At 66.0% G+C, this 26,520-nt stretch carries 21 protein-coding genes; 7 read left to right on the forward strand and 14 right to left on the reverse strand.

Features of this window, described 5'->3' with window-relative positions; all coding sequences use genetic code 11:
- Window positions 1-14 precede the first annotated feature (14 nt).
- Entirely contained in the window at window positions 15-1,340 is a 1,326-nt protein-coding gene (locus tag ACQR1B_RS12870; protein WP_434831739.1) for an NAD(P)/FAD-dependent oxidoreductase, read from the reverse strand.
- 241 nt (window positions 1,341-1,581) lie between these two features.
- On the opposite strand from ACQR1B_RS12870, the gene ACQR1B_RS12875 reads away from it, so the two are divergent.
- Window positions 1,582-2,058: an Lrp/AsnC family transcriptional regulator gene (locus ACQR1B_RS12875; protein WP_434831738.1), complete on the forward strand. Its 477-nt coding sequence runs from the start codon at window positions 1,582-1,584 to the stop codon at window positions 2,056-2,058.
- Between the two features lie 17 nt (window positions 2,059-2,075).
- Here ACQR1B_RS12875 and ACQR1B_RS12880 read toward each other — a convergent pair whose 3' ends face one another.
- From ACQR1B_RS12880 to ACQR1B_RS12905, 6 genes are all read right to left on the reverse strand, one after another.
- Window positions 2,076-3,737, reverse strand: coding sequence for an ABC transporter ATP-binding protein (locus tag ACQR1B_RS12880; protein ID WP_434831737.1), 1,662 nt, complete (start codon window positions 3,735-3,737; stop codon window positions 2,076-2,078).
- The gene (locus ACQR1B_RS12885) at window positions 3,738-4,592 is read right to left on the reverse strand and encodes an ABC transporter permease (protein WP_434831736.1); all 855 of its coding nucleotides are present in this window, start codon (window positions 4,590-4,592) and stop codon (window positions 3,738-3,740) included.
- Window positions 4,589-5,539 carry an ABC transporter permease gene (locus ACQR1B_RS12890; RefSeq protein WP_434831735.1) on the reverse strand — a complete coding sequence of 317 codons (951 nt, stop codon included), beginning with the start codon at window positions 5,537-5,539 and terminating at the stop codon, window positions 4,589-4,591. The genes ACQR1B_RS12885 and ACQR1B_RS12890 overlap by 4 nt, the downstream gene beginning before the upstream one ends.
- Before the next feature lie 85 nt (window positions 5,540-5,624).
- A complete protein-coding gene (locus ACQR1B_RS12895) occupies window positions 5,625-7,232 on the reverse strand; it encodes an ABC transporter substrate-binding protein (protein WP_434831734.1) in 1,608 nt (535 codons plus the stop codon).
- A gap of 47 nt (window positions 7,233-7,279) precedes the next feature.
- A complete protein-coding gene (locus tag ACQR1B_RS12900) occupies window positions 7,280-7,999 on the reverse strand; it encodes an HAD-IA family hydrolase (protein WP_434831733.1) in 720 nt (239 codons plus the stop codon).
- A 159-nt stretch (window positions 8,000-8,158) separates the two neighbouring features.
- A complete protein-coding gene (locus ACQR1B_RS12905; RefSeq protein WP_434831732.1) occupies window positions 8,159-9,535 on the reverse strand; it encodes an aspartate aminotransferase family protein in 1,377 nt (458 codons plus the stop codon).
- 285 nt (window positions 9,536-9,820) lie between these two features.
- Here ACQR1B_RS12905 and ACQR1B_RS12910 point away from each other — a divergent pair, with 285 nt between their 5' ends.
- Both ACQR1B_RS12910 and ACQR1B_RS12915 read left to right on the forward strand, forming a co-directional pair.
- Entirely contained in the window at window positions 9,821-10,489 is a 669-nt protein-coding gene (locus tag ACQR1B_RS12910; protein WP_434831731.1) for a haloacid dehalogenase type II, read from the forward strand.
- Window positions 10,490-10,503: 14 nt separating this feature from the next.
- A complete protein-coding gene (locus ACQR1B_RS12915) occupies window positions 10,504-11,778 on the forward strand; it encodes an NAD(P)/FAD-dependent oxidoreductase (RefSeq protein ID WP_434831730.1) in 1,275 nt (424 codons plus the stop codon).
- A 21-nt stretch (window positions 11,779-11,799) separates the two neighbouring features.
- Here ACQR1B_RS12915 and ACQR1B_RS12920 read toward each other — a convergent pair whose 3' ends face one another.
- A complete protein-coding gene (locus ACQR1B_RS12920) occupies window positions 11,800-12,723 on the reverse strand; it encodes a 2-hydroxyacid dehydrogenase (protein WP_434831729.1) in 924 nt (307 codons plus the stop codon).
- Between the two features lie 205 nt (window positions 12,724-12,928).
- Here ACQR1B_RS12920 and ACQR1B_RS12925 point away from each other — a divergent pair, with 205 nt between their 5' ends.
- Window positions 12,929-13,825, forward strand: coding sequence for a GNAT family N-acetyltransferase (locus ACQR1B_RS12925; protein WP_434831728.1), 897 nt, complete (start codon window positions 12,929-12,931; stop codon window positions 13,823-13,825).
- A 105-nt stretch (window positions 13,826-13,930) separates the two neighbouring features.
- Here ACQR1B_RS12925 and ACQR1B_RS12930 read toward each other — a convergent pair whose 3' ends face one another.
- Window positions 13,931-14,671, reverse strand: a complete 741-nt coding sequence (locus ACQR1B_RS12930) for a class II aldolase/adducin family protein (protein WP_434831727.1) — start codon at window positions 14,669-14,671, stop codon at window positions 13,931-13,933.
- Between the two features lie 223 nt (window positions 14,672-14,894).
- Entirely contained in the window at window positions 14,895-15,491 is a 597-nt protein-coding gene (locus ACQR1B_RS12935; RefSeq protein ID WP_434831726.1) for a glutathione S-transferase family protein, read from the reverse strand.
- Window positions 15,492-16,542: 1,051 nt separating this feature from the next.
- Between ACQR1B_RS12935 and ACQR1B_RS12940 the strand changes: the two genes are divergently transcribed.
- Window positions 16,543-18,900, forward strand: coding sequence for a polysaccharide biosynthesis tyrosine autokinase (locus tag ACQR1B_RS12940; RefSeq protein WP_434831725.1), 2,358 nt, complete (start codon window positions 16,543-16,545; stop codon window positions 18,898-18,900).
- 45 nt (window positions 18,901-18,945) lie between these two features.
- On the opposite strand, the gene ACQR1B_RS12945 is transcribed toward ACQR1B_RS12940, so the two are convergent.
- The 3 genes from ACQR1B_RS12945 to ACQR1B_RS12955 all read right to left on the reverse strand — a co-directional run bounded on the left by ACQR1B_RS12945 (window position 18,946) and on the right by ACQR1B_RS12955 (window position 21,558).
- The gene (locus tag ACQR1B_RS12945) at window positions 18,946-19,206 is read right to left on the reverse strand and encodes a hypothetical protein (RefSeq protein ID WP_434831973.1); all 261 of its coding nucleotides are present in this window, start codon (window positions 19,204-19,206) and stop codon (window positions 18,946-18,948) included.
- A 121-nt stretch (window positions 19,207-19,327) separates the two neighbouring features.
- Complete coding sequence (gene opgC / locus ACQR1B_RS12950; RefSeq protein WP_434831724.1) at window positions 19,328-20,356, reverse strand: OpgC domain-containing protein; 1,029 nt, start codon at window positions 20,354-20,356, stop codon at window positions 19,328-19,330.
- Entirely contained in the window at window positions 20,356-21,558 is a 1,203-nt protein-coding gene (locus ACQR1B_RS12955) for a WecB/TagA/CpsF family glycosyltransferase (protein WP_434831723.1), read from the reverse strand. The genes opgC and ACQR1B_RS12955 overlap by 1 nt, the downstream gene beginning before the upstream one ends.
- Window positions 21,559-21,825: 267 nt before the next feature.
- Between ACQR1B_RS12955 and ACQR1B_RS12960 the strand changes: the two genes are divergently transcribed.
- Window positions 21,826-23,220, forward strand: a complete 1,395-nt coding sequence (locus ACQR1B_RS12960) for an O-antigen ligase family protein (protein ID WP_434831722.1) — start codon at window positions 21,826-21,828, stop codon at window positions 23,218-23,220.
- 39 nt (window positions 23,221-23,259) lie between these two features.
- On the opposite strand, the gene ACQR1B_RS12965 is transcribed toward ACQR1B_RS12960, so the two are convergent.
- Complete coding sequence (locus ACQR1B_RS12965; protein WP_434831721.1) at window positions 23,260-25,317, reverse strand: glycosyl hydrolase family 28-related protein; 2,058 nt, start codon at window positions 25,315-25,317, stop codon at window positions 23,260-23,262.
- 212 nt (window positions 25,318-25,529) lie between these two features.
- Between ACQR1B_RS12965 and ACQR1B_RS12970 the strand changes: the two genes are divergently transcribed.
- Complete coding sequence (locus ACQR1B_RS12970) at window positions 25,530-26,480, forward strand: glycosyltransferase family 2 protein (RefSeq protein ID WP_434831720.1); 951 nt, start codon at window positions 25,530-25,532, stop codon at window positions 26,478-26,480.
- Window positions 26,481-26,520: the final 40 nt, after the last annotated feature.

Raw genomic sequence — 26,520 nt, forward strand, 5'->3', positions numbered from 1 at the left:
CGCGGAGGAGGTCGTCAGAAGTCCGCGACCTTCGTCGCCCCGGGACCCGCGAAGCGCTCGGGTGCATAGGACTTCGGGTCGACAATCGGCGTGGCCGCGGTGACGAGATCGGCGATGAGACGGCCGGCGCCGGGGCCGATGCCGAACCCGTGACCGCTGAAGCCGGCGGCGACGATCAGACCGGGCAGCGCGGCGAGCTCGCCGATGACGGGCACGCCGTCGGGCGTGGAGTCGATGTAGCTTGCCCAGCTTGCCGTGACCTGACTCTGCTTCAAGGCCGGCAGCAGCTCCAGCGCGCGCACATGCGTGAGGCGGATGGTCGCCTGATCCGGCGCGGGATCGAGGATGCGCATGTGCTCCATCGGCGTCGGCTCATCGAGCCGCCAGCGGCCGAGCGTCTCGTGGCCGGAGCGCAGGCCTTCGAGGCCGCCCGGCAGCAGGCTGCGCCAGCGCTTGGCGAACATCGGCAGGAAATGCGGCGCGAAACGCAGCTGCTGCAGGGTCGGATCGATGCGGCCGCGGCCGCTGATGGCTAGCGTATGCCCGCCATCGCCGCGCCGGGTGATCGAGACCGCGGCGGTGTGCAGCGCCGGCGGCAGCGGCTCTGCCGACGGCGACAGCGCGAGCGCCGAGGAACGGATCGATGCGATGGGCAGCGCAACGCCGAGCTGATGACAGAACGACGAGGCCCAGGCGCCGGCCGAGAGCACGGCAATCCTGGTGCGGATGGTGCCGCGCTCGGTGACCACGGCCGACAGCCGGCCGCCGCTGGTCTCGATGCCGCGCACCGCGCACATCTGGTGCACCGAGCCGCCGTGCTTCAGGATGGCGCGCGCCACGGCGGGCGCGGCATCCGCGGGACTGGCGGTGCCGTCGGTCGGCGAGAACACGCCGCCTTTCCAGCTGCGCCCGGAGGCCGCACCGCGCGCGGTGGCCTGCCGGCTGTCGAGCATATGCGTGGTGACGCCGGCGGTCTTGGCAAACTCGCCCCAGCGCGCCCAGCCGGCGAGCTCCGCCTCGTCGTTGCTGAGATAGAACAGGCCGCAGCGCGAGAAGCCGGTCGCCTCGCCGCTCTCCGCCGTGAAGCGCTCCCACAGATCGAGGCTCAGGGTCGCCATCGGCAGCTCGCGCGCATCGCGGTTCTGCTGCCGGCACCAGCCCCAATTGCGGCTGGACTGCTCGGCGCCGATCCGGCCCTTCTCGATCAGGGCCACCGCAAGCCCGCGCCGCGCGAGGTCATAGGCCGTGAAGACGCCGACGATGCCGCCGCCGATGACCACGGCATCTGCCCGTTCGGGCAGCGATGGCGAGCTTTCGACGTGCACGAGCGGTGCGGGCATGGGGTCTCTCCGGCTTACGGCAGCCTCAGACTAGAGCGGTATCCGGCACGGCAGGCGCCGGATTCGACGGCGCGACGGCATTTTATTCTGCAGGCCACCACACCTGCGGCGTATTGTTTTGCATCGCCTAATTCGGATCGAAGCGGCCCCATTCTTGCTTTACGGAAGATTCGATGGCCCAACTGCAGAATTTTCTGCTGTAATGGGAAAAGGACGCGTCGTCACACGGGACCCCGGCTGCATGAAGCTCGATCGCATCGACATCAAGATCCTGCACGAACTGCAGAAGAACGGCCGCGTCACCAATGTCGAGCTGGCCGAGCTGGTCAATCTGTCGCCGAGCCCCTGCCTGATGCGGGTGAAGAAGCTGCAGGCGGAGGGCTATATCGAGGGCTATTCGGCGCAGATCTGCGTCTCCAAGCTCGGCCAGACGCTGACCGTGTTCACCGAGATCACCTTGAAGAACCACCGCCAGATCGACTTCGCCCGGTTTCTCGCCGCAGTCGAGAAGATCGACCAGGTCATCGAGTGCCACCTCGTGTCGGGCGGCTACGACTACATGATGAAGTTCGTCACTGCCGGGATCGGCGAGTACCAGACCATCATGGAGCGTCTGACCGACCTGGACATCGGCATCGAGAAATATTTCAGCTTCGTCGTGCTGAAGTCGCCGATCGTGAAGCCCTATCTGCCGCTGACCAGCCTGTTCCAGATGTAGCAGCACGCTGCACGCGGTCAGCGCTGGCAGTATTCGCGGACCTGCTCAGGATCCTGGCGTAGATCGTCGAGCCAGGCCGGATCGAGCTTCGGCACCGACGACAGCAGAAGCTTCGTATAGGGATGCTCGGGCCGCGCCATCGCCTCGGGCGTGATCTGCTCGATCTTGCGGCCGCGATACATCACGACGATGTCGTCGCAGATCGCCTCGACCACCGACAGATCGTGGCTGATGAAGACGTAGGCGAGATCGAGCTCGCGCTGCAGCTCCTTCAGGAGATCGATGATCGCGGCGGCGACGACGGTGTCGAGCGCCGAGGTGATCTCGTCGCAGACGATCAGCTTGGGATCGGCGGCCAGCGCACGGGCGAAGTTGACGCGCTGCTTCTGCCCGCCCGACAGCTCGGCCGGACGCCGCAGCCGCAAGCTGCGCGGCAGCTTCACCATGTCGAGCAGCTGGTCGATCCGCGCGCTGCGCGGCTTGCGCGCCATGCCGTGGTAGAACGCCAGCGGACGGCCGAGGATGTCCTCGACGGTCTGCGCCGGATTGAGCGCCGTATCGGCGTGCTGGAACACGATCTGCAGTTGGCGCAACTGCTCGGCGCTGCGGTGGCGCGCGCTTCGTCCGAGTTCATGCCCATCGAACACGACGCCGCCGGCGAAGGGCGGCAGGATGCCGGCGATGGCGCGGGCGAGCGTCGACTTGCCGCAGCCGGATTCGCCGATGATGCCGAGATTGCGCCCGCGCGCCACGCGCAGGCTGACGTTCTCGACCGCCACGATCGCCGGACTGCCGTCCGAACGCAGCGGGCCGTAGCCGACCGAGACCTCGTGGACGTCGAGCAGCGCCTCGGCCGCGGTCACCTCCGCCGCGAGCGTCGTTCGGGCGTGATGATGCGGCGTCACGGCCGCGAGCAGCTGCCGCGTGTAGGGGTGCTGCGCGCGTTCGAGAATGTCGGCGGTCGCGCCGGCTTCCTGCACCTCGCCGTTCCGCAGCACCACGATCCTGTCGGCGATCTGGGCCACCACCGCGAGATCATGCGACACGTAGATGCCGGCGATGCGGTGCGCCGCAATGACCGACTTGAAGGCGCGGAGCACTTCGACTTGCGTGGTGACGTCGAGCGCGGTGGTCGGCTCGTCGAAGATCAGCACCTTGGGACCCGCGATCAGCGCCATCGCCGCAGCGAGCCGCTGCAGCTGGCCGCCGGACACCTGGTGCGGATAACGATCGCCGATCGTGTCGGGGCTGGGCAGCGACAGCGCGCGGAACAGCGCCACCGCCTTGCTGCGGGCTTCCTCCAGCGGCATCACGCCATGGATGCGCACGACCTCGATCACCTGGTCCATGATGCGGATCGCCGGATTGAACGCAGCGGCAGCGCTCTGCGGCACATAGGCGATCCTGGCGCCGCGCACGGCCGCCCTCGCCTTCTCCGGCAGCGCCACCATGTCGACGCCATCGAGCGCGACCGAGCCGCCCACGATCTTGCAGCCCGCGCGCGCATAGCCCATCAGGGTCATCGCGATGGTGGTCTTGCCGGAGCCGCTCTCGCCGATCAGCGCGACGATCTCGCCCTCGGCGATGTCGAGGTCGACGCCCTTGATGATCTCGATGGTGCGGCCGGAATCGGTGGTCGCCTCGACCCGAAGCCCGCGGATCTGCACGAGGCTCGTCATCTAGGAGGGCTCCCGGTCGCGGATCTTGGCCGGCAGATTGTCGATCAGGAGATTGATGGCGATGGTGAGACTCGCGATCGCCAGCGACGGGACGATCACGGCCGGCGCGGCATAGGGCAGTCCGCCGATGTTCTCGCGCACCAGCGCGCCCCAATCCGCATAGGGCGGCTTGACGCCGAGGCCGAGGAAGGAGAGCCCGGACAGCAGCAGCACGATGAAGACGAAGCGCAGGCCGAGATCGACCAGCACCGGGGCGATGATGTTCGGCAGGATCTCCGCACGGATCAGATAGAACAGGCTCTCGCCGCGGATGCGGGCCACCACGACGAAATCCATGGTGTTGATGTTGACGGCGAGCGCGCGGGCGAAGCGGTAGGCGCCGGGGATGTAGATCACCGCCATGGTCACGATCAGGACCGGAATCGACGAGCCCACCGCCGCGACGACGACGAGGCTGAACAGCTTGCTCGGGATCGAGTTCAGCGCATCGAGCAGACGGCTGAGCACCATGTCGACGACGCCGCCGCTGATCGCCGCGATCATGCCGAGCGTGACGCCCGACGCGCCGGCGATGATGACGGAGGCGATGGAAATGCCGAGCGTATAGCGGGCGCCCATCAGGATGCGCGAGGTCATGTCGCGGCCGAGATAGTCGGAGCCGAGCCACAGCTCGCGGCTGATCGGGCCGAAATAATCGGTGTCGACGATGTCTCCGACCGGATGCGGAATGATGGTGGGCGCGGCGAAGGCGACCACGATCCAGAACGCCACGATCAGCGCGCCGGCGACCCCGACCGCATTGATGCGGTAGCCGACACGCGCGCCCAGCGCTCCTGGCCTTGCCGACCTCGTCATCGCAGCCTCGGATTGGACAGGATGGCGATGATGTCGGCGGTCGTCGTCAGCAGCAGGTAGCCGAAGCAGAAGATGATGGCGCAGCTCTGGATCAGCGGCAGGTCGCGCGTCGACACCGCATCGACCATCAGCTTGGCGATCCCGGGATAGTTGAACACGGTCTCGACGATGATGACCCCGCCCAGGAGGTAGGACAATGACAGCGCCACCGCATTCACGATCGGACCGAGCGCATTCGGCAGCGCGTGGCGGAGCACGATCCGGCCGCGCGAGGCGCCCTTCAGCAGCGCCATCTCGACATAGGGCGTGTTCAGCGTCTCGACCACCGCCGCCCGGCTCATCCGGATCATCTGCGCCGAGATCACGATGGTGAGCGTGACGACGGGCATGGCATAGGCGCGCGCGAAATCATAAGCGCTGCGGATCTCGCTGGTGAAGGACACCGCCGGCAGCCAGTTGAGATAGACCGCAAACAGGAGAACGGCGAGGGTCGCGATCATGAATTCCGGAACCGAGACGACGCCGATGACCGCGATCGTGAGGCAGCGGTCGTACAGCGTGTCGCGCAGCATCGCCGCAGTGATGCCGAGCGTCAGCGCGAGCGGCACAGAGATGACCGCGGTAAGGGCCGCCAGCTTGAGGGTATTGACCAGCCGTCCGGCGATCAGCGTCGCGACCGGCATGTTGTTCGCATAAGAGATGCCGAGATCGCCATGCACGACGCCGGCGAGCCAGCGCAGGAAGCGGAAGATCGCGGGATCGTCGAGATGCATCGCCTTGCGCAGGCCTTCGACCGCCTCCGGCGTCGCGGCCTGGCCGAGCAGGATCGTCGCGGTGTCGCCCGGCAGCATCGCGGTGGCGAAGAACACGGCGAATGACACGATGACCGCGGTCACCAGCGCGATGGCCAGCCGGGCAAGGACGAGTGAGGCGATCCGATGTGTCACACTGGGCGTCCGTGGGCCTGGTCAGAGAGCGGTCGTTGCGCGGGCGCCAGCCTCAACGGCGGGCGCCCTACATCTCAGACCACATTCACGAATCGAGCCAGACATATTCGGCGAAGGCATATCCCATCATGCCGCCGAGCGGGCTCGGCTCCAAGCCCTTCAGCTTGGACGAGGTGGCGTCGATGTTGGAGATGTAGGCCGGAATGATGGTGCCCGCCTCCTCCGCGATCATGACCTGCATCTCGGCATACATCTGCTTGCGCTTGGCCTGGTCGAGCATCCCGCGGGCCTCGAGCATCATCTTGTCGAACTTCTCCGACTTGTAGCGGCTCTCGTTCCACGGCGCCTCGGAGGCGTAGAGCAGCGAGAACAGGATGTCCGGCGTCGGGCGCGGATTGATGTTGCCGAAATGAACCGGCGCCTTCAGCCAGTAATTGTCCCAATAGCCGTCCGACGGCACCCGCTGGACGTCGAGCGTCAGGCCGATCGAAGCGGCCGAGGCCTGGATCACCATCGCCATCTCGATCGCGGAATTGGCGGCCTCCGAGGTCACGACCGGGATCGGCGTGCCGAGCACGCCGGCCTTCTGGAACAGGAACTTCGCCTTGTCCGGATCGAACGGTTTCGGCTTCAAGTCGGCATTGTGGAAGAAGTTGGCCGGAGAGACCGGCTGGTCGTTGCCGACGACACCGAAGCCGCGCAGCACCGATTTTACGATCTGTTCGCGGTTGACGATGTGCTTCATCCCGTCGATGAAGTCCTTTTTGTTGCCCGGCGCCATGTCGAGCCGCATGTTGAGGTCGGTGTAGTTGCCCGTCGTCGACTTCGACAGCGCGATCCCCTCCTTGCCTTCGATCAGCCGGAGCGAACGCGGGTTGATGCTGGCGGCGAGCTGAATGTCGCCGGACAGCAGCGCGTTCACGCGCGCATTTTCTTCCGTGATCGCGATGAACTCGATCCGGTCGAGATACGGGCCGTCCTTGAAGTAGTTCTTGTTGCGGACGCCGATCGAGCGGACGCCGGGCTCGAAGGCCTCGCGGACGAAGGCGCCGGTGCCGTTGCCCTTGGAGAAATCGGTGGTGCCGTCGGCCACGATCATGAAGTGATGCAGGGCGAGGATCATCGGCAGGTCGGCGTTCGGGCTCGCCAGGGTGATCTCGACGGTGGTCTTGTCGACCGCCTTGAATCCGGTCATCTGCGCCGCGATCTTGGCGACCTTGGATCCGGTGGCCTTGTCGAGGTGCCGCTTCATCGAGAACACGACATCGTCGGCCGTCAGCGGCTTGCCGTCGTGGAAGGTGACGCCCTTCTTGAGCTTCACGGTCCAGGTCTGCGCGTCCTGGGACTCGACGGATTCAGCGAGCTCCATCTGCGCGGCGCCGTTCTTGTCGAGCGTGGTCAGCCGATTGTAGAACGAGCAGCAGCGGACGTAGTCGGTCGAGAACGACGCTTTGGCCGGATCGAGCGTGTCGGCCGTCGAGGTCGACCATCCCGCCGCCTTGATCGATCCGCCCTTCTTCGGCGCTGCCGCGAACGCGCGCTCGGCGCGGCCCAGGACGGTCGCGCCGGCGGCGAGTGCGACGCCGTTGGCGAACATCATCTTCAGGAGGTCACGGCGCGACGCGCCGCGCCGGATCGCCGCTTCCACCAGCACATCGTCATCAGCAGTCCAGTTGGTGATTCCGTCGTTCATGTCGGCCTCCCCTGTTTGCGATCCGGCAGAATGTTATCAGCAGCGCATCATGTCGCAGGCACGCGGTCCGCCGCATCGGCCAGTTCGGCCATCGCGTGGAAATGGAAATCGGGCGTCGTGAAGGCAGCCGGCGCGATGGTACCACCATAGCCCTGCTTGTCGTGGCGCCGCTCGATCCAGCAATTGGTGATGCCGAGCCGCCGCGAGATGCCGATGTCGTGATACTGGCTCTGCGCGACGTGCAGGATTTGCGCCTTGGTGCCGCCGTCGCGTTCGACGAAATCGAACACCTGGGTGAAGAAGGCGGGATCCGGCTTCTCCGTGCCGGTGTCGTCGACCGTGAAGCTCGCGCAGAACGGCGAGCCCAGTTCGCGCTCGAAATGATCGAGCGCCCAGCGCCGCGCATTGGTCATCGCGATCAGCCGGTAGCGCCTGGCGAGGCGCGCCAGGGCCGCTGCACTGTCGGGAAACGCCTTCCAGCGCGCCGCCGAATCCCGGAAGCGTTCGCCGAGCGCGGTCTGCCTGGGCAGGCCGAGTTGCGGCGCAATGACGTCATAGACGCGCACGAGGTCATCGGGGAACCGGTCGGCATCGGCCGCGTAGCGCGCCGCGCGATACAGGCCGAGCGCCTCCTCGCCATCGATCCCCCTGCCCGACTCGGCGGCGATCTCGCCGAGGCTGGTGACGATCCCGTCTTCGAAGTCGATCAGCGTGCCGACCACGTCGAAGGTCAGATACCTGAATTGGCCGAGGTCCATTCTGCTCATCCTGCTATGCGGCGTTCCGGACGTGACGACCGCAGTGTGAGGCCGGGTCCCGGCGAAAACTTCCGAATTGCGGGGGGCCGGCGGCATAAAATTGCGAATAGGCGCAGGCGCCGACATATCAGCATTGCTGCACACGCAGCGATCTGCCGGTGCCCGGTTTCACGGCATCGCCTGCCGGACGTCCGGGTCCGCGAGCGTCTGGTCGAGCGTGCGTGCGGTGCGTTCGATGATCGCGTCGATGTCGGCATCGCTGCAGCACAGCGGCGGCGCGTAGCCGAGGACGCCGGTGGGAAAAGCGCGGATGACGAGGCCGTTGGTCCAGGCGCGATCGAAGATACGGCGCGATGGCTCGGCGCTGGCCGGTAGCGGCGTCTTCTTGTCCTTGTCGACCACGAGTTCGATCGCGGCCAGGAGCCCGCGGCCGCGGACCTCGCCGACCAGCGGATGATCCTGCAGCGAACGCAGGCCCGCCATCAGCCGCGCGCCGGCGCGCCTTCCGTTCTCCAACAGGCCATTCTCATAGAGATCGAGCACGGCGAGGCCGACCGCTGCGCTGACCGGGTGCGCCGAATAGGTGTAGCCGTGTCCCACGGCTGCCGCCCCTGCGGCGTCGGCGATGACGCCATAGACATGATCGGACATCAGCACCGCTCCCATCGGAACGTAGCCCGAGGTCAGGCCCTTGGCCACGGTCATGAGGTCCGGGACGATCTCGTCGTCGCTACAGGCGAACAGCGGCCCGGTGCGGCCGAACCCCGTGATCACCTCGTCGGCGACGAACAGAATGCCGTGCTGCCGGCAGCGCTCGCGCATCGCCTTCATCCAGCCGTCGGGCGGCACCAGTACGCCGCCAGAACCCTGGATCGGCTCGGCGTAGAACGCGGCGACACGCTGCGGCCCGCCGACCTCGGCGATCTTGGCCTCGAGCGCGGCGAGCGATGCAGCGATGATCGCCTCGGGATCGCTGCCGACCGGATTGCGGTACGCATAGTGCGACGGGATCTTGTGCTGCCAGTTGAGCGGCACGCCGAAATTGGCGTGGAAGCCGGGCAGCGCCGTCAGTCCTGCACCGACCGTGGAGGAACCGTGATAGCCCTGCTCCAGCGTGATGAACTGATCGCGCTGCGGCTGGCCCTGCGCGTGCCAATAATAGTGGATGAAGCGCACCGTGCTGTCGATGGCGTCCGAGCCGCCGAGCGTGAAGTAGACATGGTTGAGGTCGCCCGGCGCGCGCTCGGCCAGCGCCGCCGCGAGCCGGATGGCCGGCTCCGAGGCGAGACTGAAATAGCCGGTGGCATAAGGCAATTCGCGCATCTGCCGTGCCGCCGCCTCGACGATGCTCTCCTGGCCATAGCCGGCATTGACGCACCACAGCCCGGCGAAGCCGTCGACCAATTGATGGCCGGAGGCGTCGGTGACGACAGCGCCCTTGGCCGAGGCCAGCACGCGCGCGCCCGAGGCTTCGTGTCCGCGATAGGATGCAACCGGATGCACGAGGTGGGCACGGTCGAGTTCGATGAGCGAGTTGCTGCGCATGATGATCTCCGGTTCAGCCGAATGCCTGGCTGGAAGGCCAATGATGTCGGGAATGGCCGCGACGCTCGCGATGATCGGGGCCGAAGGCGACCGGGCTTGCGGCGTCGGACGTCATGTCCTGCTCTCCCGTTCCAGGAGAGAGTCTGGGCGAGCGGGACCCGGCAGATCGGCTGAAGGCGCTGCAGCCGACGATATCTTCCGCCGCAAAATCGGGGCAAAGCCGCATCTTATGCTGGCCTGTCTGCCTATCATCGCAAGCAGAGACCATCGCCCGAGTGAGGACCCATGAGCAGCTTCCGTCCCAAATACGTGACCTTCGACTGCTACGGCACGCTGACCAATTTCCAGATGGCCGAGGCCGCGCGCGATCTCTATGGCGCCGTGCTCTCCGAGCCCGCGATGACCGAGTTCATCCGCGTCTTCGCGGCCTATCGGCTCGACGAGGTCCTCGGCGCCTGGAAGCCCTATGCCGAGGTGGTCGGCGACGCGCTGGCGCGCAGCTGCCGCAAGATCGGCATCCCCTTCAAGCCCGAGGATGGCGAGATGGTGTATCAGCGCGTGCCGACCTGGGGACCGCATCCTGACGTGCCGGCGGGCCTCGCCAAGGTGGCCAAGGAAATTCCGCTGGTCATTCTCTCCAATGCCATGACGGCGCAGATTCCTTCGAACGTCGCCAAACTCGGCGCGCCGTTCCATGCCGTGTTCACCGCCGAACAGGCGCAGGCCTACAAGCCGCGGATGCGCGCCTTCGAATACATGTTCGACATGCTCGGCTGCGGCCCCGAGGACGTCACGCACTGCTCCTCATCGTTCCGCTACGATCTGATGACGGCGCACGATCTGGGCATCAAGCAGAGGGTCTGGGTCAACCGCGGCCACGAGCCGGCCAATCCCTATTACGGCTACACCGAGATCAAGGACATCTCCGGCCTGCCCGGCGTCTTCGGTCTCTGAGCAGAGTGCCCGCGATGAAATACGTCTCCTACTGGCGCGACACTGCAACCGCCTTTGCCGGCGGCCACATCGGGCCCGTAGAGGGGCGCTACGACGTCGCCGTGATCGGCGGCGGCTTCACCGGACTTGGCGCAGCGCTGCAGTTCGCCAAGGCCGGCGCCAAGGTCATCGTGCTCGAAGCCGGCGCTGTCGGCTCGGGCGCATCGGGACGCAATGGCGGCCATCTCAACAACGGGCTGGCGCACAGCTTCCTGGCGGCGAAGGCCGAGCTGGGCAGCGAGCGCGCCATCGCACTCTACAAGGCGTTCGACGCCTCCATCGACACGCTGGAGCGCCTGATCGACGAAGAGAACATCGCCTGCAATTTCCGCCGCGCCGGCAAGCTCAAGCTCGCCTCGAAGCCCGGACATCTGGACGCGATCGCCAGGAACTTCGAAGCGGTCCACCGCGAGGTCGATCCGGATACGGCGCTGCTCTCGCCGGCTGATCTCGCATCCGAGATCGGCGCGCCGTTCCACGGCGCCATGCTGTCGAAGAAGAGCGCGATGATGCATATGGGCCGCTTCGCCGCCGGCCTCGCCACGGCCGCGGGCCGCCGCGGCGCCGTCATCGTCGAGCAGGCCGCGGTGACCGAACAGGTGCAGGAGGCCAAGGGCTTCCGTCTGACCACGGCCAAGGGGACGGTGCGCGCCGATCAGGTGCTGCTCGCGACCGGCGCCTACACCCCGTCGACCTTCAGCTATTTCCGCCGCCGCATCATTGCCGTCGGCAGCTTCATCATCGCGACACGGCCGCTGACCGAGGCCGAGGCGGCATCGGTGCTGCCGGGACACCGCACCTATGTCACCTCGATGAACATCGGCAACTACTTCCGGCTGTCGCCGGACAACCGCCTGATCTTCGGCGGCCGCGCGCGTTTCTCCGCGACATCCGATCAGCAGTCGGACGCCAGGAGCGGCGCCATCCTGCGGGCTGCGATGGAGCGGATGTTCCCGCAGCTTGCCGGCATCGACATCGACTATTGCTGGGGCGGCCTCGTCGACATGACCGCCGACCGCTATCCGCGCGCCGGCCGCCAGGACGGCCTGTGGTACGCGATGGGCTATTCGGGCCACGGCGCGCAGCTCTCGACCCATCTCGGCACGATCATGGCCGACGCGATGCTGGGCCGGCCCGACCGCAATCCGATGAAGGAGGCCGGCTGGCCGGTGGTGCCCGGCCATTTCGGCAAGCCCTGGTTCCTGCCGTTCGTCGGCGCGTACTACAAGACCCTGGACTGGATCCGCTGAGCCGTGGCGGCGCGCCGACGATCAGTAGCCGCGGCTGCGGTCGACGAGACCGACCGGAGCAAGGCCGGCGCGATGCCGCTTGATGTTCCGGGCCACGGCGAGCGCCGCCGATTCCGGCTGGGTGACGCTGGCGACATGCGGCGTGATCAGCACGCGCGGATGCCGCCACAGCGGATGATCCGCCGGCAACGGCTCCGGATCGGTCACGTCGAGCACGGCGCCCGAGAGGTGCCCATCGTCGAGCGCGGCGAGCAGCGCCGCCTGGTCGAGCTGCGCGCCGCGGCCGGTCTGCACCAGCGCGGCGCCGCGCGGCAGCTTGGCGAGCAGCTCGGCGTTCAGCAGGCCGCGCGTCTCCTCCGTCAGAGGCAGCAGGCAGATCAGGATGTCGGTCGTCGAAAGCAGAAGGTCGAGGCCATCGGCGCCATGATGCGTCGTGACGCCTTCGATCGCGCGCGGGTTGCGGCTCCAGCCGGACAACGGAAAGCCGAACGGCTGAAGCCGTTCCAGCACCGCCTGCCCGAGCATGCCCAAGCCGAGCACGCCGACACGCCGCTCCTGCGCCTGAGGCTGCGGGACTGCGCGCCACTGCTGCTGCCGCTGCTGATCGAGATAGATGGGCCAGTTCCGGTGCAGCGCGAGCACCGCCAGCGTGACGTATTCCTGCATCATCCTGATGATGCCGTCCTCGACCATGCGAACGATCTTGGCCTGCGCAGGCACCGACGACGCGTTGAACTGGTCGACGCCGGCGCCGATCGAGAACAGGATCTCGAGATTGCGGTAGATGCCGAGATTCGGCGGCACCAGCCAGGTGATCATGTAGCGGACGTCATCGGCTTCGACCTTGGCCGGGTCGATCTCGAACGGAAGGTCCGGCAGCTCGCGCGCGAGCACCTCGCGAAAGATCGCGCCGCGCCGGGCATCCGAATTGAACAGAAAGGTCATGGCGGTCATTCCCAGGCAGACCATCCGGATCGCCACGACCCGGCCTCAGCCCACATCCGTCATGCTAGCCGCGCCCGGCATGCATTCCATGCCGAATGCGGGCGAGGATTGAGTGGAATGTTGCGCTGATATGTCCGAAAAACATTCACGCGGAGGTTCGGCCCCGGCATCCCGGGAGCCGAAGCAACCGGCAGGGAAGACGAGCATGGATGATCCCGGCGCCGAGTCTCGGGCGGTCGACGTCTTCGAGATGCGCCTCGTCGACATCGACACCGTCGACGTCGCGCAACTGCTGGCCTTATCGGTCTCGGTGCGGTGGCCGCACCGCGCCGAGGACTGGCAGTTGATGCGCAGCCTGGGACGCGGCTTCGTCGCGCTCGACGAGATCGGCCGCGCGTGCGGATCGGCGATGTGGTTTCCCTACACCGACGGATTTGCCGCCGTCGGAATGGTGATCACGGCACCGCGCCTGCAGGCACTCGGCGCCGGCCATTGGCTGATGACCCGGGTGATGGCGGAATGCGGCGCGCGCACGCTTCGGCTCAATGCCACGCACGCCGCCTATCGGCTGTATCGCTCACTCGACTTCATCCGCCAGCGGACCTTGTACCAATGTCAGGGCCAGGCGGCCGGCGCAGCCGCCGAGGCGGTTGCAGCCCACGGCGTCCGGCAACTGACCGAGGCCGAACTGTCACTCGTCATCGATGGCGATGCGCAAGCGTATGGCGTGCCGAGGACGAAGCTGATGACGGCGCTGTTCCAGCGGTCGCGCGGCTATGGCCTGTTTCGATCCGGACAGCTCGCGGCGTTCGCGCTGTGTCGTCCGTTCGGCCGTGGGCACGTGATCGGGCCGGTCGTGGCATCGTCCGATGCCGACGCGATCGCGGTGGTCGCGCCGCATGTCGCGGCCCATGCCGGCCGGTTTCTGCGGCTCGACACCCACGGCGAGGGCGACGAATTCCGCGGCTTCATCGCGAGCGCCGGCTTGGCACTCTTTGACACGGTGACGACGATGTCGCTGGGAGGCGACGTCGTCGGTGCCGAGCAAACGTCCGACGGACGGCCGATGACCTACGCCGTGGTCAGCCAGGCCTTCGGCTGACCGATGGCCGCCGATTGGTGCTGATCAGAGCTGCGCCTCGCACGCCTTGCAGCACGGTTCGGACGCGGGCCGTGTCTGGTGCGCCGTTCCAGCATGTCGGTCCAGTCATCGCTTGGCGCTGCGCTTCGTCTCGGGCATGCGGCGGATGGCAGCGGCGCGCGCCTTGGCTGCCGCCTTGACCGGCTTTGCCTTGGGCTCCTGCAGCCCGTAGCTCGAAAATTGCTGCGCGGCCTCGGCGATCTCGGCATCGCTCAGGATGTGTGGCTGGCCGAGCGCGAGCGACAGATAATATTGCCGAGCGAGGGTCTCGAGTTCGACCGCGAGCCACATCGCCTTGTCGAGATTGGCGCCGGCCGCGATCATGCCGTGATTGGCGAGCAGGCAGCCGTTGCGCCCCTCCAGCGCGGCGAGCGCCAGCTTGGACAATTCGGCGGTGCCGAAGCGCGCATAGCCGGCACAGCGGATGTCGCTGCCGCCGAACGCCGCGATCATGTAGTGGCAGGCCGGGATCGATTTGCGCGCGATGGCGAGCACGGTGGCGTAGGTCGAATGGGTGTGCACGACGCCACCGACATCGGGACGCGCGCGCATGATGTCGAGATGAAACCGCCATTCCGTCGATGGCTTCAGCGGTCCATCCCAGGACCCGTCCTCGTCCTCGAGCGGCATCGCCGCGATCATCTCGGGCTTCATCGAGTCGTAAGGTGTCGCCGATGGCGTGATCAGCATGACGTCCTTGTAGCGCGCGGACATGTTGCCGGAGGTGCCCTGGTTCAAACCCGAGGCGTTCATCCATCGGCATTTGGCGATGATGTTCTCGCGGATCAGTCGTTCCTCGCGGGTCATGATCAGAAACCTTTCGTCATCAGCAGGACTCGGGCGGCAGCTCGCCGGGCGGGATGGCGGTGAACCTCTTCAGCCGCTTGGTCGCTTGCCGGCATCGGCCGCAAATTGATTCGTCTCCCGATCGTACAATTTTGCTCCCCCATGGCGGGATGACTTGCTGGCGTGATCCGCCCTTCGGCCCGATTTTGGAATGACCGGAACGGTCTCTCGCCGAGGCGCGCGTTCAGACGTGAGGCAGAGTCGATGCGAAGGCCGGCCGCGCTGCCGTGGCGTCGCGCAGCGCGTCGAGCTTCGGTGTTTGCTCGCGCCACGGCGCATCCGGAAAGCGCAGCCGCACATAGTCGACGGCGACGACGGCGGTGATCACGGAAAGATCCGGCGTGCCGCCGCGATACTCCGGTGGATCGGCTTCCAGGGCGCGCAGACCGGTGACGATGGTGCGCCGCCGCTTCAACCCAACGCGCGTCTCGCCCCAGTTCGGGTCCATCTGCAGCACGCCGATCATGATGTGGACCATCGCGTCGATGACGCCCATCGCCGTCCCGGCCCGCGAGATGATGCGATCGAGGCCGCCGTCGAGCAGCGACGGCGTCGGCACCTTGCGCTCGAGCCAGGTGACGATCAGCAGGCTCTCGGTCAGCGGAATTCCGGAGTCGAGCTCCAGCGTCGGCACGCGCGAGGCCGGATTGAGCCTGAGCAGGTCGGCATCGTCGGCCCAGGGGTTGACGACCTCGGTGCCGCCGAGATCAAAACCCTTCTCGGCGAGCGCGATGCGCGCGATCCGCGCATAGGGGCTGGTGGTGTTGGTGAGAATGCGCATGGATGTCTCCTCCTCCGACAGCGCCGGCGATGGTGTCGAGGATCCTGGAGAGATCGGCCGCCGAGTCCTCGAAGTCCCTTCGCCATCACCGAACCATCACCGCGTCGACATCGCAAGCTTCGCCGGACGTCAGCCGGTATCGCCGGCCGGCGCGCTGCCCGTCGGGCGACTCGGGCCGACCTGCCCACCGCTCGTCCGAGTCGATCCTCCGCGGTATCCCCCGACCAATCCGCCGTCCCGCCAGGCACGGCCTGCGCCAAGAAACTGATTTCATCAGCCGGCTCAATGCCATCCCCCTTGTCCAGTCCTGCCGCGAAAAATATTGTACTTTCGCTTTTTCGGAATTCATGGTTGTCTATCGCCATCCCGTCCCGGCATGAGGGGCGTATCGCGATCGTCACGAAACGTGGGGCGGGATGCGGTGGGTGCATGGGCTCGCAGCGTGACCTGGTCATGCGGACGAACGAGGCCGATGCGCCGGCGAAATCGTAGGGTCCTGGCCTCCCGATGCTGAGGCCACGCGGTCGGTGATGATGATCCGGCCGTTACGGGGGCAAGACAGCCGGTCCCCGGGGAGAGGACGTATAAGCCGCCCAACCATCGCGCGGGGAATGCCGGGATGTCTCGGCTGAACCTGTGGTTCCTGCCGCCAGCATTTTCTTTCGCTGGCGGGCCATGGGTGCGGCCAGCGCCCGGCATTCCCTGCGCCCTCATGACCGGGGGCGAAACGACCGGACGAACTCGGACGCGATCGGCGCCGCGGGAACGCAGCACCGCGCCTGCCCTCTGGGGCGGCCTGCGGCCGACCGAGCGCGGGACGCGCACCGGCCCGGAGCAAGTCCCGTTCCGCGGCGGCGGCGCGACGCCCCATGCTTTCGCCACAGACTATATTTAATTTCATATCGCCACTTGCTGGGCAAAATTAGATTTAATATAAATTAAATCACGCGGCACGACAGATCATTTAATGTCTCACGAAATCAAATCCTTGTTTTGGCAGGCACCCGGACGGCCCCGACATCCGAAGCGCAACCGATGAAGCTTTAAAAACATGCTGCACAATCCCAACGCGAGCGCGCTTGCCTACAATCCCCAACAGGACCATGGCTGGGAGCGGTCCGGTCCCGGCCCTTTCGATCTGGCGCTGGGCTTCCTGCGCCGTCGCTATCTGGTGATCGCGATCACCACCGCGCTTTCGCTCGCGGCCAGCATCGCCGTTCTGAAGATCGTGCCGCCGACCTATTCGGCGGACGTGAAGATCATGCTCGGCAACGCCAAGCCCCCGGTCCTGCAGCCGCAGCCTGCCCAGGATGAGCAGCCACTCGACATCGAATCCCAGATCGAGATCCTGAAATCCAAATCGATCGCGACATCCGTCATCAGCAAGCTGAACCTTGCCGATGATCCGGATTTCAGCGGCAAGGCGAGTCCGCTGCACGGCGCGGTGGATGCCATCCGCCGGTTCGTGAGCGCGACGCCGGCGCCGACGACGCCGTCCATGGACGATCTTCTCGACGAGTTCCAGCGGCGAATGAACGCCTTCAGGATCGGCACCAGCGCCGTCGTCGAAGTCGACTTTACCGCGAGCGACCCGCAGCGCGCGGCGATGATCGCCAATGCCATCGTCAAGGAGTATTTCGATCAGCAGTTGAAGGCGGAGGCGAACGAGCACCGCGCCGTCACGGCGTGGCTGCACGAGCGCCTGCAGGACCTCGGCAACGACGCCACCGCGGCAGAACGCGCGGTCAACGAATTGAAGAGCCGGCACAACATCGTCTCCGCCGACGGCAAGTTCATGGACCAGCAGCAGGTCGCAGAACTGACCAATCGCCTGGTGGCCGCCCGCACGCACACCGCCTCGCTGTTGACCCGGCTCAACCGGTTCGACGAGATGATGGCCACGAGCGGGTCCGACGCGCCGATCGACAGCTTGGCCGCGGTCTCGGACTTCTCCCCGGCGGAGCTGAGCGGCAACCTCAATCCGCCCGACGGGCTCTCGCTCAGCAATTCGAACAGCACGGTGATCATCAACAGCCTGCGCCAGCAATATCTCGACAATGCAAAGCGCGAATACGAGTACGCCGCCAAATACGGCAGCGACCATCTGGCCGTCGTCAACATCCGCGCCGCGATGAAGAGCATCCGCCAGGCCATCCTCGACGAGGTGCGACGGCTCGCCGATGTCGCCAAGCACGACTATGCGGAGGCCAAGCAGCAGCAGCAGGAGATCGAGAAGCAGCTCGCGCAGGCCGTCTCGCGGTCGCGGGACACCAGTGCCGCCGAGGTCAGCATCCGCGAGTTGGAGACCAGCGCCAAGGGATACCGCGCCCTCTACGACACCTTCCTCCAGCGCTATATGGGCTCGGTCCAGCAGGGCTCGTTTCCGATCACCAAGGCGCGGGTCATTTCGACCGCGACGCCGCCCAAGAAAAAGAGCAAGCCGAAGTCCATCCTGCTCGCGGCGATCGGCCTGTTCGGCGGCCTTGCGCTCGGCGGCGGCCTGGGGCTGCTCAGGGAATGGCGAGACCGCAGTTTTCGAACGACCGATCAGGTCGAGGACCGGCTGCGCCTGCCCTGCCTCTCGGTCGTTCCGCTGCTGAAACTGAAAGAGGTGAACAGGATCACCAGGGAGACCGTCCCGGGCGTCGTCGACAAGAGCGAAGATTGCAGCCTGCGCGTGGTGTCGCGGGGCTCGGGTACCTGCTGGGCCGCGTCGGCGATGCCCTCGTCCCGTTTCGCGGAGTCGATCCGCTCGCTGAAGGTCGCGATCGATCAGGATCCGAGCCGAACGTCGCGGAAGGTGTTCGGGCTGACCTCCGCGCTGCCCAACGAAGGCAAGTCCATCATCGCCGCCTCGCTCGCCCAGTCGATCGCGATGTCAGGCAGGCGGGTCATCGTGGTCGACTGCGACCTCAGAAACCCGTCCCTTTCCGCCACGCTGGCTCCCACCGCCGGTGCCGGCATCGCCGACGTCGTTGCGGGCGAGCGGCTGCTCGACGACACCGTCTGGACCGATCCGGTGACGCGGCTGCATTTCCTGCCCGGCAAGGGCGCGGCCCAGCGCGACACCAGCGACATCCTCGCCAACGCGAAGATGCGCAAACTGTTCGAACAGCTGCGTGAGACCTATGACTACGTCATCGTGGATCTGCCGCCGCTCGCGCCCGTCGCCGACGCACGCGCCATCTCGGGGCTGCTCGACAGCTTCGTCCTCGTCGTCGAATGGGGCCGCACGCCGGCCGACGTCATCGAGCACGCGCTGAACACCGCGCCGAATGTCTACGACGCCCTGCTCGGCATCGTACTCAACAAGACCGACATGAAGGCGCTGAAGCGCTACGCCAACCATTTCGGCGACTACTACAACCACGAATACTATGCCCGCTACGGGAGGGTCATGGCCGAGTAGATTCGGCCGGATCGACCACGCGGCGCGCGACGAGCCAGATAGCGATCAGCGCTGATGCTCGGGCCGAATGGCGGGATGGGCGATGCCGGCGCGCTCCAGAACGCTGCGGACATAGATGCCCGCGAGATAGCCGGCCTGGACCGCGATCAGGCCGCCGACCGAGGACAGCGCGGCCGACGGGCCGCCGATGACCGCCACCGCGATGCATTCGACGAAACTGATCGCGACGAGCGCAAAGAGCGTGCGAACATTGAAGATCGCTCCGGCAAATGCTCCGGCTCCAAAATGAAGCGCGATCACCCACATCAACTTCAAGGCCTCCTCGGCGGCGTCGAGAGGCTAGCGGCGAATGGTTAGCGATGAGCTAAACCGGCCGGAGAGATTCCGGCAAGCGCATGGCGGCAACACCGCACCGCGGAAAAATCCGCTATCGGCCGCCCTGCGGGTGCAGCATCGGGGTCCGGTGCGTCCGGTACAGCCAGAGCATCACCGTGACCAGGACGACGTCGAACAGACCCATCATGGTCTGGCCGTAGACTGCAGGGTGAACCCCGCCGAGCAGCAGCGCCAGCTTCACCGACTGGCGCACGACTTCCGATCCCAGAAACGCGATCAGCGAATTCTGGCCGACGTTGAGGACGAGCGCCACGGCCGCGGAGTGCCGGGTGCGCGCGAACAGCGCCCACAGCAGCGCCAGCAGCAGCGGCAATGTCCAGAGCAGGTTGACGAGCTTGTCGAACCGGTAGGGATATTTCTCGCCATTGTTCGGAAAGCCCAGCCACCCATCGAGCAGCAGCCCGACGACGAAGACCGCGATCATCGCCGTGTAGAACGGGCGGCCGAGCAGACGGTTGCGGCGGTGGAGATCGCCGAGCCAGGTCCCCAGGATCAGGAACAGCTGCGCCTGCAGCGAGAACAGCAGCAGGATCGCGGCGGGATTCTCGAGCGCGGATGTCTTCGTGTTGGCGAACCAGGTGCAGGCCACGAAAATCGAAGCCGACAGCGCGAGCACCAGGAGCCGGTTGCGCTTGAACAGCGGCAGGATCAGCGGCAGCAGCAGGAACGTCAGCCCGTAGAATTTGAGGATGGTGATGGCCGTCGGCTCGGATTGGAACGTCAGCACGTCGAAGATCGCCTGCCCGACCGGCTCGCGCTTCTTGCCCAGGATGGCCATGCCGACGGCGACCGGCACCGAGATGACGAAATAGGCGGCCAGAATTTTCAACCCGCGGCTGACGAGCTCCCCGTAGTGCTCCTTGTGCAGATACACGTAGCCGACCATGAACCCCGAAATCACGACGAACAGCTCGGCGAAGGGATTGAACTTGGTGAACAGATCGACGGAATCGGGAAAAACGTTCGCGGTGTGATGGTAGAACACGAACAGCATCGAGCAGCTTCGATAGAAGTCGATCAGGACCTCGCGTCGAGTCTGGCCTGCCGTAGCGGCACGCATCAGAGATCCAGGCCACCGGAACGGAATATTCGCGCCATCAGCGGCGAGACGCCGACGATGGCTGCACCACCGCCGTTGGCGTCCAACTGCTTCCTCAGCATCAGCAGCAGCCCGAGAAAGCGCGCATCGATGGCGCAGACATTCGACAAATCGAGCGTGACCCGCTTGCCGGCTGCGACCGCAGCCCGGAACACCGGGATGGCCCGGTCGACGTGCCGCGCATCCGCAGGACCCGAGAGGCTCAGCGTGACCGCCCGCGAGCCATGGTCCTGCGTGATGGTCAGGGCTTCCCCCCGCTCATGCGTGCGCCGCATCCACCACGTCCAGAACACGAACGGCAGCACATGGGTGAGCACGAGGCGCAGCATCGCCGTGCCATCGTTCCAGTAGCGCCGCCAGAGATAAGGCTCCTCCTTGATGCGCCATAGCCACTCCAAGCCCAGCCGGCGAAGCAAGGACGGCGCGCGCTTCACCGTGCCGGCCTGGAAATTCAGCGCGGCACCAAGATGGGCGCGAACCGGAATTTCGAGCCGATGATGATTGCGCTGGAGCCACGATTGGCCCTTCTGGCTGCTCAAGGATGCAACCAGGAAGTCCGCGCCGCTGGCATTGATTTCCTCGATGATGTGATCCCGGCTCATCTCCTCGGCCGAGCAGTAGCCCGGGTTCGACCAGCCGACACATCGCAGTCCGCCGGGCTGGCTGTTCAGCCTCCGCGCGGCGAGTTCGGCAGCCCCTTGCGGGCCCCCGAACAGAAACAGCTTCAGAGCGGCCGCCGAACCAGCCTCCGACTTCAGCGCATCGAAGATGTCGGCGCCGGCCGTGCGGCTCCTGATCGGAATTCCGATCAGCCGGGCGATCCAGACCACCGGCATACCGTCGACGGTGCAGAGGTCGCTCAGAATCAGCGACTGCCTGAAGCTGCTGTCGGATTGGCTGGCCACGAGGAAATTGAGATTGGGCGTGGAGATCAGGAAGCGCGTCTTGCGGCGGGCGGCGTCGCGGATGCGGCCCAGGACACCGCGCATGCCGATGGCGTCGATCGGGACGCCGAGGACACAGTAGACGTCGCGCGACAGGTCGTCAGGCACCGCACGGTCGGCGGTCGCAGTCTCGACCTCGGACCAGCCGCGGCCCGCGCCGGAACGGTCCACGCGATAGGAGGAGCGTCCAGCCTCCTGTAATTTCTGCGTGGTCAGCATCGACCGCTCTCCCTCAATCTGCCTTTGCACGACCGCCCCCGAGGGGGCAGACGGCCAGAAAACATCATTTTAATTTAAATGATCCGATCTATTTAATATGGTTTAATTGTGGATAAAAGAACATATTTCGGCCGATCCGCAGCGAAGGGTACGTCCGTCCCGACGAAATGCCTTTATTTAAATTCACATCCGGATCATGATCTCGCACCTGCCCGGCGTGCAGCCGGCCGGACGTTCAATTGGACATTTTGAAAAGCAGAGCGCGGAATGCCCAGACTTCGAGCGATGACATTCACCGCAGCTGTCGCGCCGAAAGCCCCCGGACAGAGCTCGGACATCTGCGCGCTGATCCCGGTCATGGCCTTCGCCTATTCCGCGCTGATTCAGCCGCTGATCTATTTCAGCTTCCCGCCATCCCCGGGACTTCAAGGCCTGCTCGAAAGCCGCATCGAGAACCGGATCTTCTGGCCGGCGCTCGCGGCCATCGCCATCATCGTTGCGGCGAACCGCCTGGCGCGTGGCGGCCGCCTCACCGTCCCGCCCAACATCCTCGGCCTCTGCGCCTATTTCGGCTTTGCCGGCGCGAGCGTCGCGTGGGCCCTCAAGCCCGAATTCGCCTTCGTCCGCTTCGTGCAGGAGGCGATGGTGCTCACCGCCATCGTCCTGCCGGCCCTGCTGTCCAACCCGGGCGCCGACATCATGCGCGGCGTATTCCTCTGCTTCGCGGCGGGCGTGATCCTCAATGTCGTGCTGATCCCGGGCGGCTATGCGACCTATGCGCTCTATGGCTCGACGCTGGTCGACATCGGCTATCAGGGCTATTTCTCGGGAAAGAACCTGCTGGGCGAGTTTGCCGCCATCGCCTTTCTGCTGTCGGTTCACGAGTTGCTCTATCCCGGCTACCGCCGCGCCCTCGGATTCGTGGTTGCCGTCGCCGCCGTCGTGCTGATCTTCTTCTCCAGCTCCAAGACTGCGCTCGGCCTTGCCCTCGTGGCGCCGGTTCTGGCGGTGCTGACACTGCTGTCCGCCAGGGCGATGCGGCTTCCCCCGGTCCTGATACTCGTAGCAATGGTGCTGGGCTACTTCGTGTTCGCAGGGCTCGCGGGATTCAACACGAGCCGCATCGCCTACCTGCTGACGGGAGATTCGAGCTTCACGGGCCGGACGACGATATGGGCCTTCTCTGAACTGGAGATTGCGCAGAGGCCGCTTCTCGGCTGGGGCTATCAGAGCTTCTGGCTGGTGGGAGCGGATGCGCCGAGCGTGACCGAGGCGCCCGGCTGGGTGAAGGCCATGCCGAATTCCCACAACGGCTACTACGATGCGATCCTCGAACTCGGCTATGTCGGCCTCGCCTTTCTCCTCCTGTTCCTGGCCGCGACCGTTCACGTCATCGGCCGCGTGATGGAGCACGACAGCAGGCGCGCATGGATCCTGCTGTCCGTCGCCCTGTTCGTCATGTTCTACAATTTTCTCGAGACGCTGTGGCTGCGCGCCTTCGACGTGACCTGGGTCGTGTTCGTGCTCGTCACGGTCGAGGCCGCGCGCTACTGGCGCCGTTCGGCCCTGATCGCGCCCGTCCATCAAACGGCGACCCACCGGCCGGTTCACGCCGCTCGCACGCGAGCCCTCTGGAAGCCGCGGCTCGGCGTCCGCGCCTGACGGTGCGCATGCCGGGCCGTCACACCGTCTCCAGCGGGCCTATTGGGTCGCTCCCGGCGCCGGAGCGAACGGCGTGCCGGCATCGAGCCTCGCCTTGGCAGGCAGCGTATGCAGCTTGGTGTCGCCATCCGGATCGACCCAGGGCCAGCGATGGCTGCCGAAAAAGCCGGGCTTTCCGCTCAGATACAGCGACGGCGGCAGCGGCCGCGCCTGCAGACCGTCGGTCCAGACGATCTTGTTGGTGAGATAGTCGAAATTGCCGCCGCGGATGACCGTCGCCAGCGTCTTCGGATCCGGCGCCATCGTCCACCGCTCGGGATCGTAGCCCAGCATCCAGATGCTGCCGGTCCCGCCCTGCCCCCAGCGCGCCGTGTTGCTGCGCATCGAGGGATCTTCATGGCTCCAGCCGCTCATGCGCCCGGGCTGGCCGAGCACGTTGCCGACGAAGGAATCCCACCACGATCCGTAGGCGAGGCCGACGGTACGGATCCCCGAACGGTCGACGAAGCGCTGACGCTGTCCGGTCAGATGGTTGCGGAAGAAGGTCAGATAGATGGCGTTGCCATGCGTATAGTCGCTGTCGACATTGTGAGACAGATTGCCTTCGAACAGCACATGGTGAGAGCCCGCCATGTGCGACGCGTTGATACCGACTTCGACCCAGCCGGGATTGTCGAAATCGAATGAATCGTCAGCGTAATTGTAGCCGACCACCGTTCCTGCGCCGGATGACCGAAACACCATGTTCTTGCAGACATCGACGAGGATGTTGTTCTCGATCAAGACCTCCGACGAGCCCGCGGCGAGACTGATCGCGTATCCGGCCCCGCCGGGTTGAGGCCAGGACCCTGCGTGAATGTAGGAATCGCGCAGCTCGACCCGAAACGAGTTATCGATCGCCACGCCTTCACCGAGCCACTGCGTGATCTCGATCGACTTGGCCCATGAGTACGCCGCGGTCTCGAACCTCAGGGCGCCATCCGCGCCGCCGATGATGCTCAGATGTTCCACACCCACGTGGCTGACGTGGACATCGCGATTGTTGGCTGCGTGGCCACCGCTGTTCGGATCGGTGCTGTAAGGGGTGAGCTGGGCCTGATGGCTGCTGCGATAGCTGATCGTCAGCGGCGAAGTGAACGTCACCGTGCTGCCGGAAACGGTCGCGATTTCCTTGATCTCCGAGGTCGCCCGGTCGGTCCGCGCGAACCACGACATCGACTTCGGCAGCACGCCGGGCGTCTGATCATACGGCCCCTGTGCATTCGAGGCAGCATTGTCGTCGCCGGGTTGCACCGGATGATGCATGTTCCACGCGACGCGGTCGCCCTGCCAGACTTTGGCAGCCCCAGGAAAGCCCGCAGGCGTCGCCTCCCAGGACGCGCCGGAGACCTCGTCCAGCAGCACGACATCGCCGGCCTTGAAACGCGCGGCATTGGCCAGCGTGACGGTGGTCGCTCCCTGAGCGCCATCGGCCAGCAGGCTCTGCGACGCGGCGCTGTCGGGGCCGTTGTTCCAGCGGGAGGGGCCGACGATGATGACCGGCTTGGGATCGTAGCTGTACGAGCCCGGATCCACCGGCGCCAGGATTCCCCGGGTGCCCGCGATGACCGCGGAGGTCCTCGGCCGCGCGCCATTCGGCTTCACCAGCCTGGTCACGCCCGCGCCTGCGCCCCGCAGCGTCACCGGGCGACTGATCAACAGCGGCTCCTTGACGATGAACGTGCCGGGCCCGAGCAGAACCACCTGTCCGGCCGGCGCCGCGCTGAGCGCCGCCTGGATCGCGCCGGTATCATCGGCCCCGCTTGGTGACAGCGTCCGGTAGATCGCGGTGCGGTTCGGAATACCGCCCGCCGACATCAGACCCGGAGTCCATGCCGCCACGCGATCTGCCGGCAGAAGACCGCCGACCAATGCTGACGGCGGCGTCGGTTCGGCGGCCTCGGCTCGCGAGCCAGCGAGGCCGAGAATGATCAACGCGGCGCGCGCGGCCGCGCCGAGAATGCGCCCCCGTTCGCCGAAGGCTCGCAACGACGCCGGCGCGACCATCGAAGCCGGTGTCTGGCTCCTGCCGGGGAGCACGAGGTGGTATGTTTCCATGACGATCCCGCTGAGCAGATCCCAGACCGCATCGGACGACCCTCGGCTCAGTCCGCCAAGGCCGTCCAGGTTTAAAAAACACCATGATTTTGACACGCGCCGCGACATAATATTAAATCAGCATTTAATTTATTGAAAGCCGGCCGACGCCGCTTCCGTTCTCGAACGGATTTGCATCGGTTGCCGCGACTTCCGCAAAGGGAATTTGAGACGTGACGCCATCGCGCCGCTACCTGCTGATCTCGCCGTGCCGTGACGAGGCACAATATCTTCGCCGAACCCTCGACAGCGTCGCCGCGCAATCGGTGCCGCCCGCGCTGTGGATCGTCGTCGACGACGGGTCGAGCGACGAAACACCGTCCATTCTCGACGACTACGCCCGCCGCCTGCCCTATCTGCGCGTGGTGCGGCGCGCCGACCGTGGCGGGCGCAAGGTCGGTCCGGGCGTGATCGAGGCCTTCTATGCCGGCCTGGAGACGGTGCGGCTGGAGGACTTCGACTATGTGTGCAAGCTCGACATGGACCTCGATCTGCCCGCGCGCTATTTCGAGCTGCTGATGCAGCGGATGGAGGCCGATCCGCGGGTCGGAACCACCTCCGGCAAGCCGTGGTTCGTCCACCCGCAGACCGGCGCGCTGGAGCCCGAGGTGTGCGGCGACGAGATGTCGGTCGGCATGACCAAATTCTATCGCGTCGCCTGCTTCCAGGAGATCGGCGGCTTCGTGCGCCAGGTGATGTGGGACGGCATCGACTGCCACCGCTGCCGCATGCTCGGCTGGATCGCCGAGAGCATCGACACCGAAGCGCTGCGCTTCATCCATCTGCGGCCGCAGGGCGCCAGTCACAACGGCATCTGGACCGGGCGCCTGCGCAAGGGCTTCGGCCAGTATTTCATGGGGACCTCGCCGCTGTATCACCTCGCGGTGGCGGTCTATCACCTGCCGGCGTATCCCGCGCTGATCGGCAGCACGGCGATGCTGTGGGGTTACTTCCGCAGCTGGCTGAAGGGGCTTCCGCGCTACGACGATCTCGAATTCCGCCGCTTCCTTCGCACCTATCAGCGCGCCTGCCTGCGCCTGGGCAAGCGCGCGGCGACGGCACGGATCAATGCCGAGCGGGCGCAGCTCTGGCGGACCAGCCATCCCCTGGCCGACACGAGGTGATCGTCACCCGGCAGATCGCGGACGCGCCGAACCGGCACTT

Origin of the sequence: Bradyrhizobium oligotrophicum, assembly GCF_051168495.1 — a bacterium.
Taxonomy (GTDB): domain Bacteria; phylum Pseudomonadota; class Alphaproteobacteria; order Rhizobiales; family Xanthobacteraceae; genus Bradyrhizobium; species Bradyrhizobium oligotrophicum_A.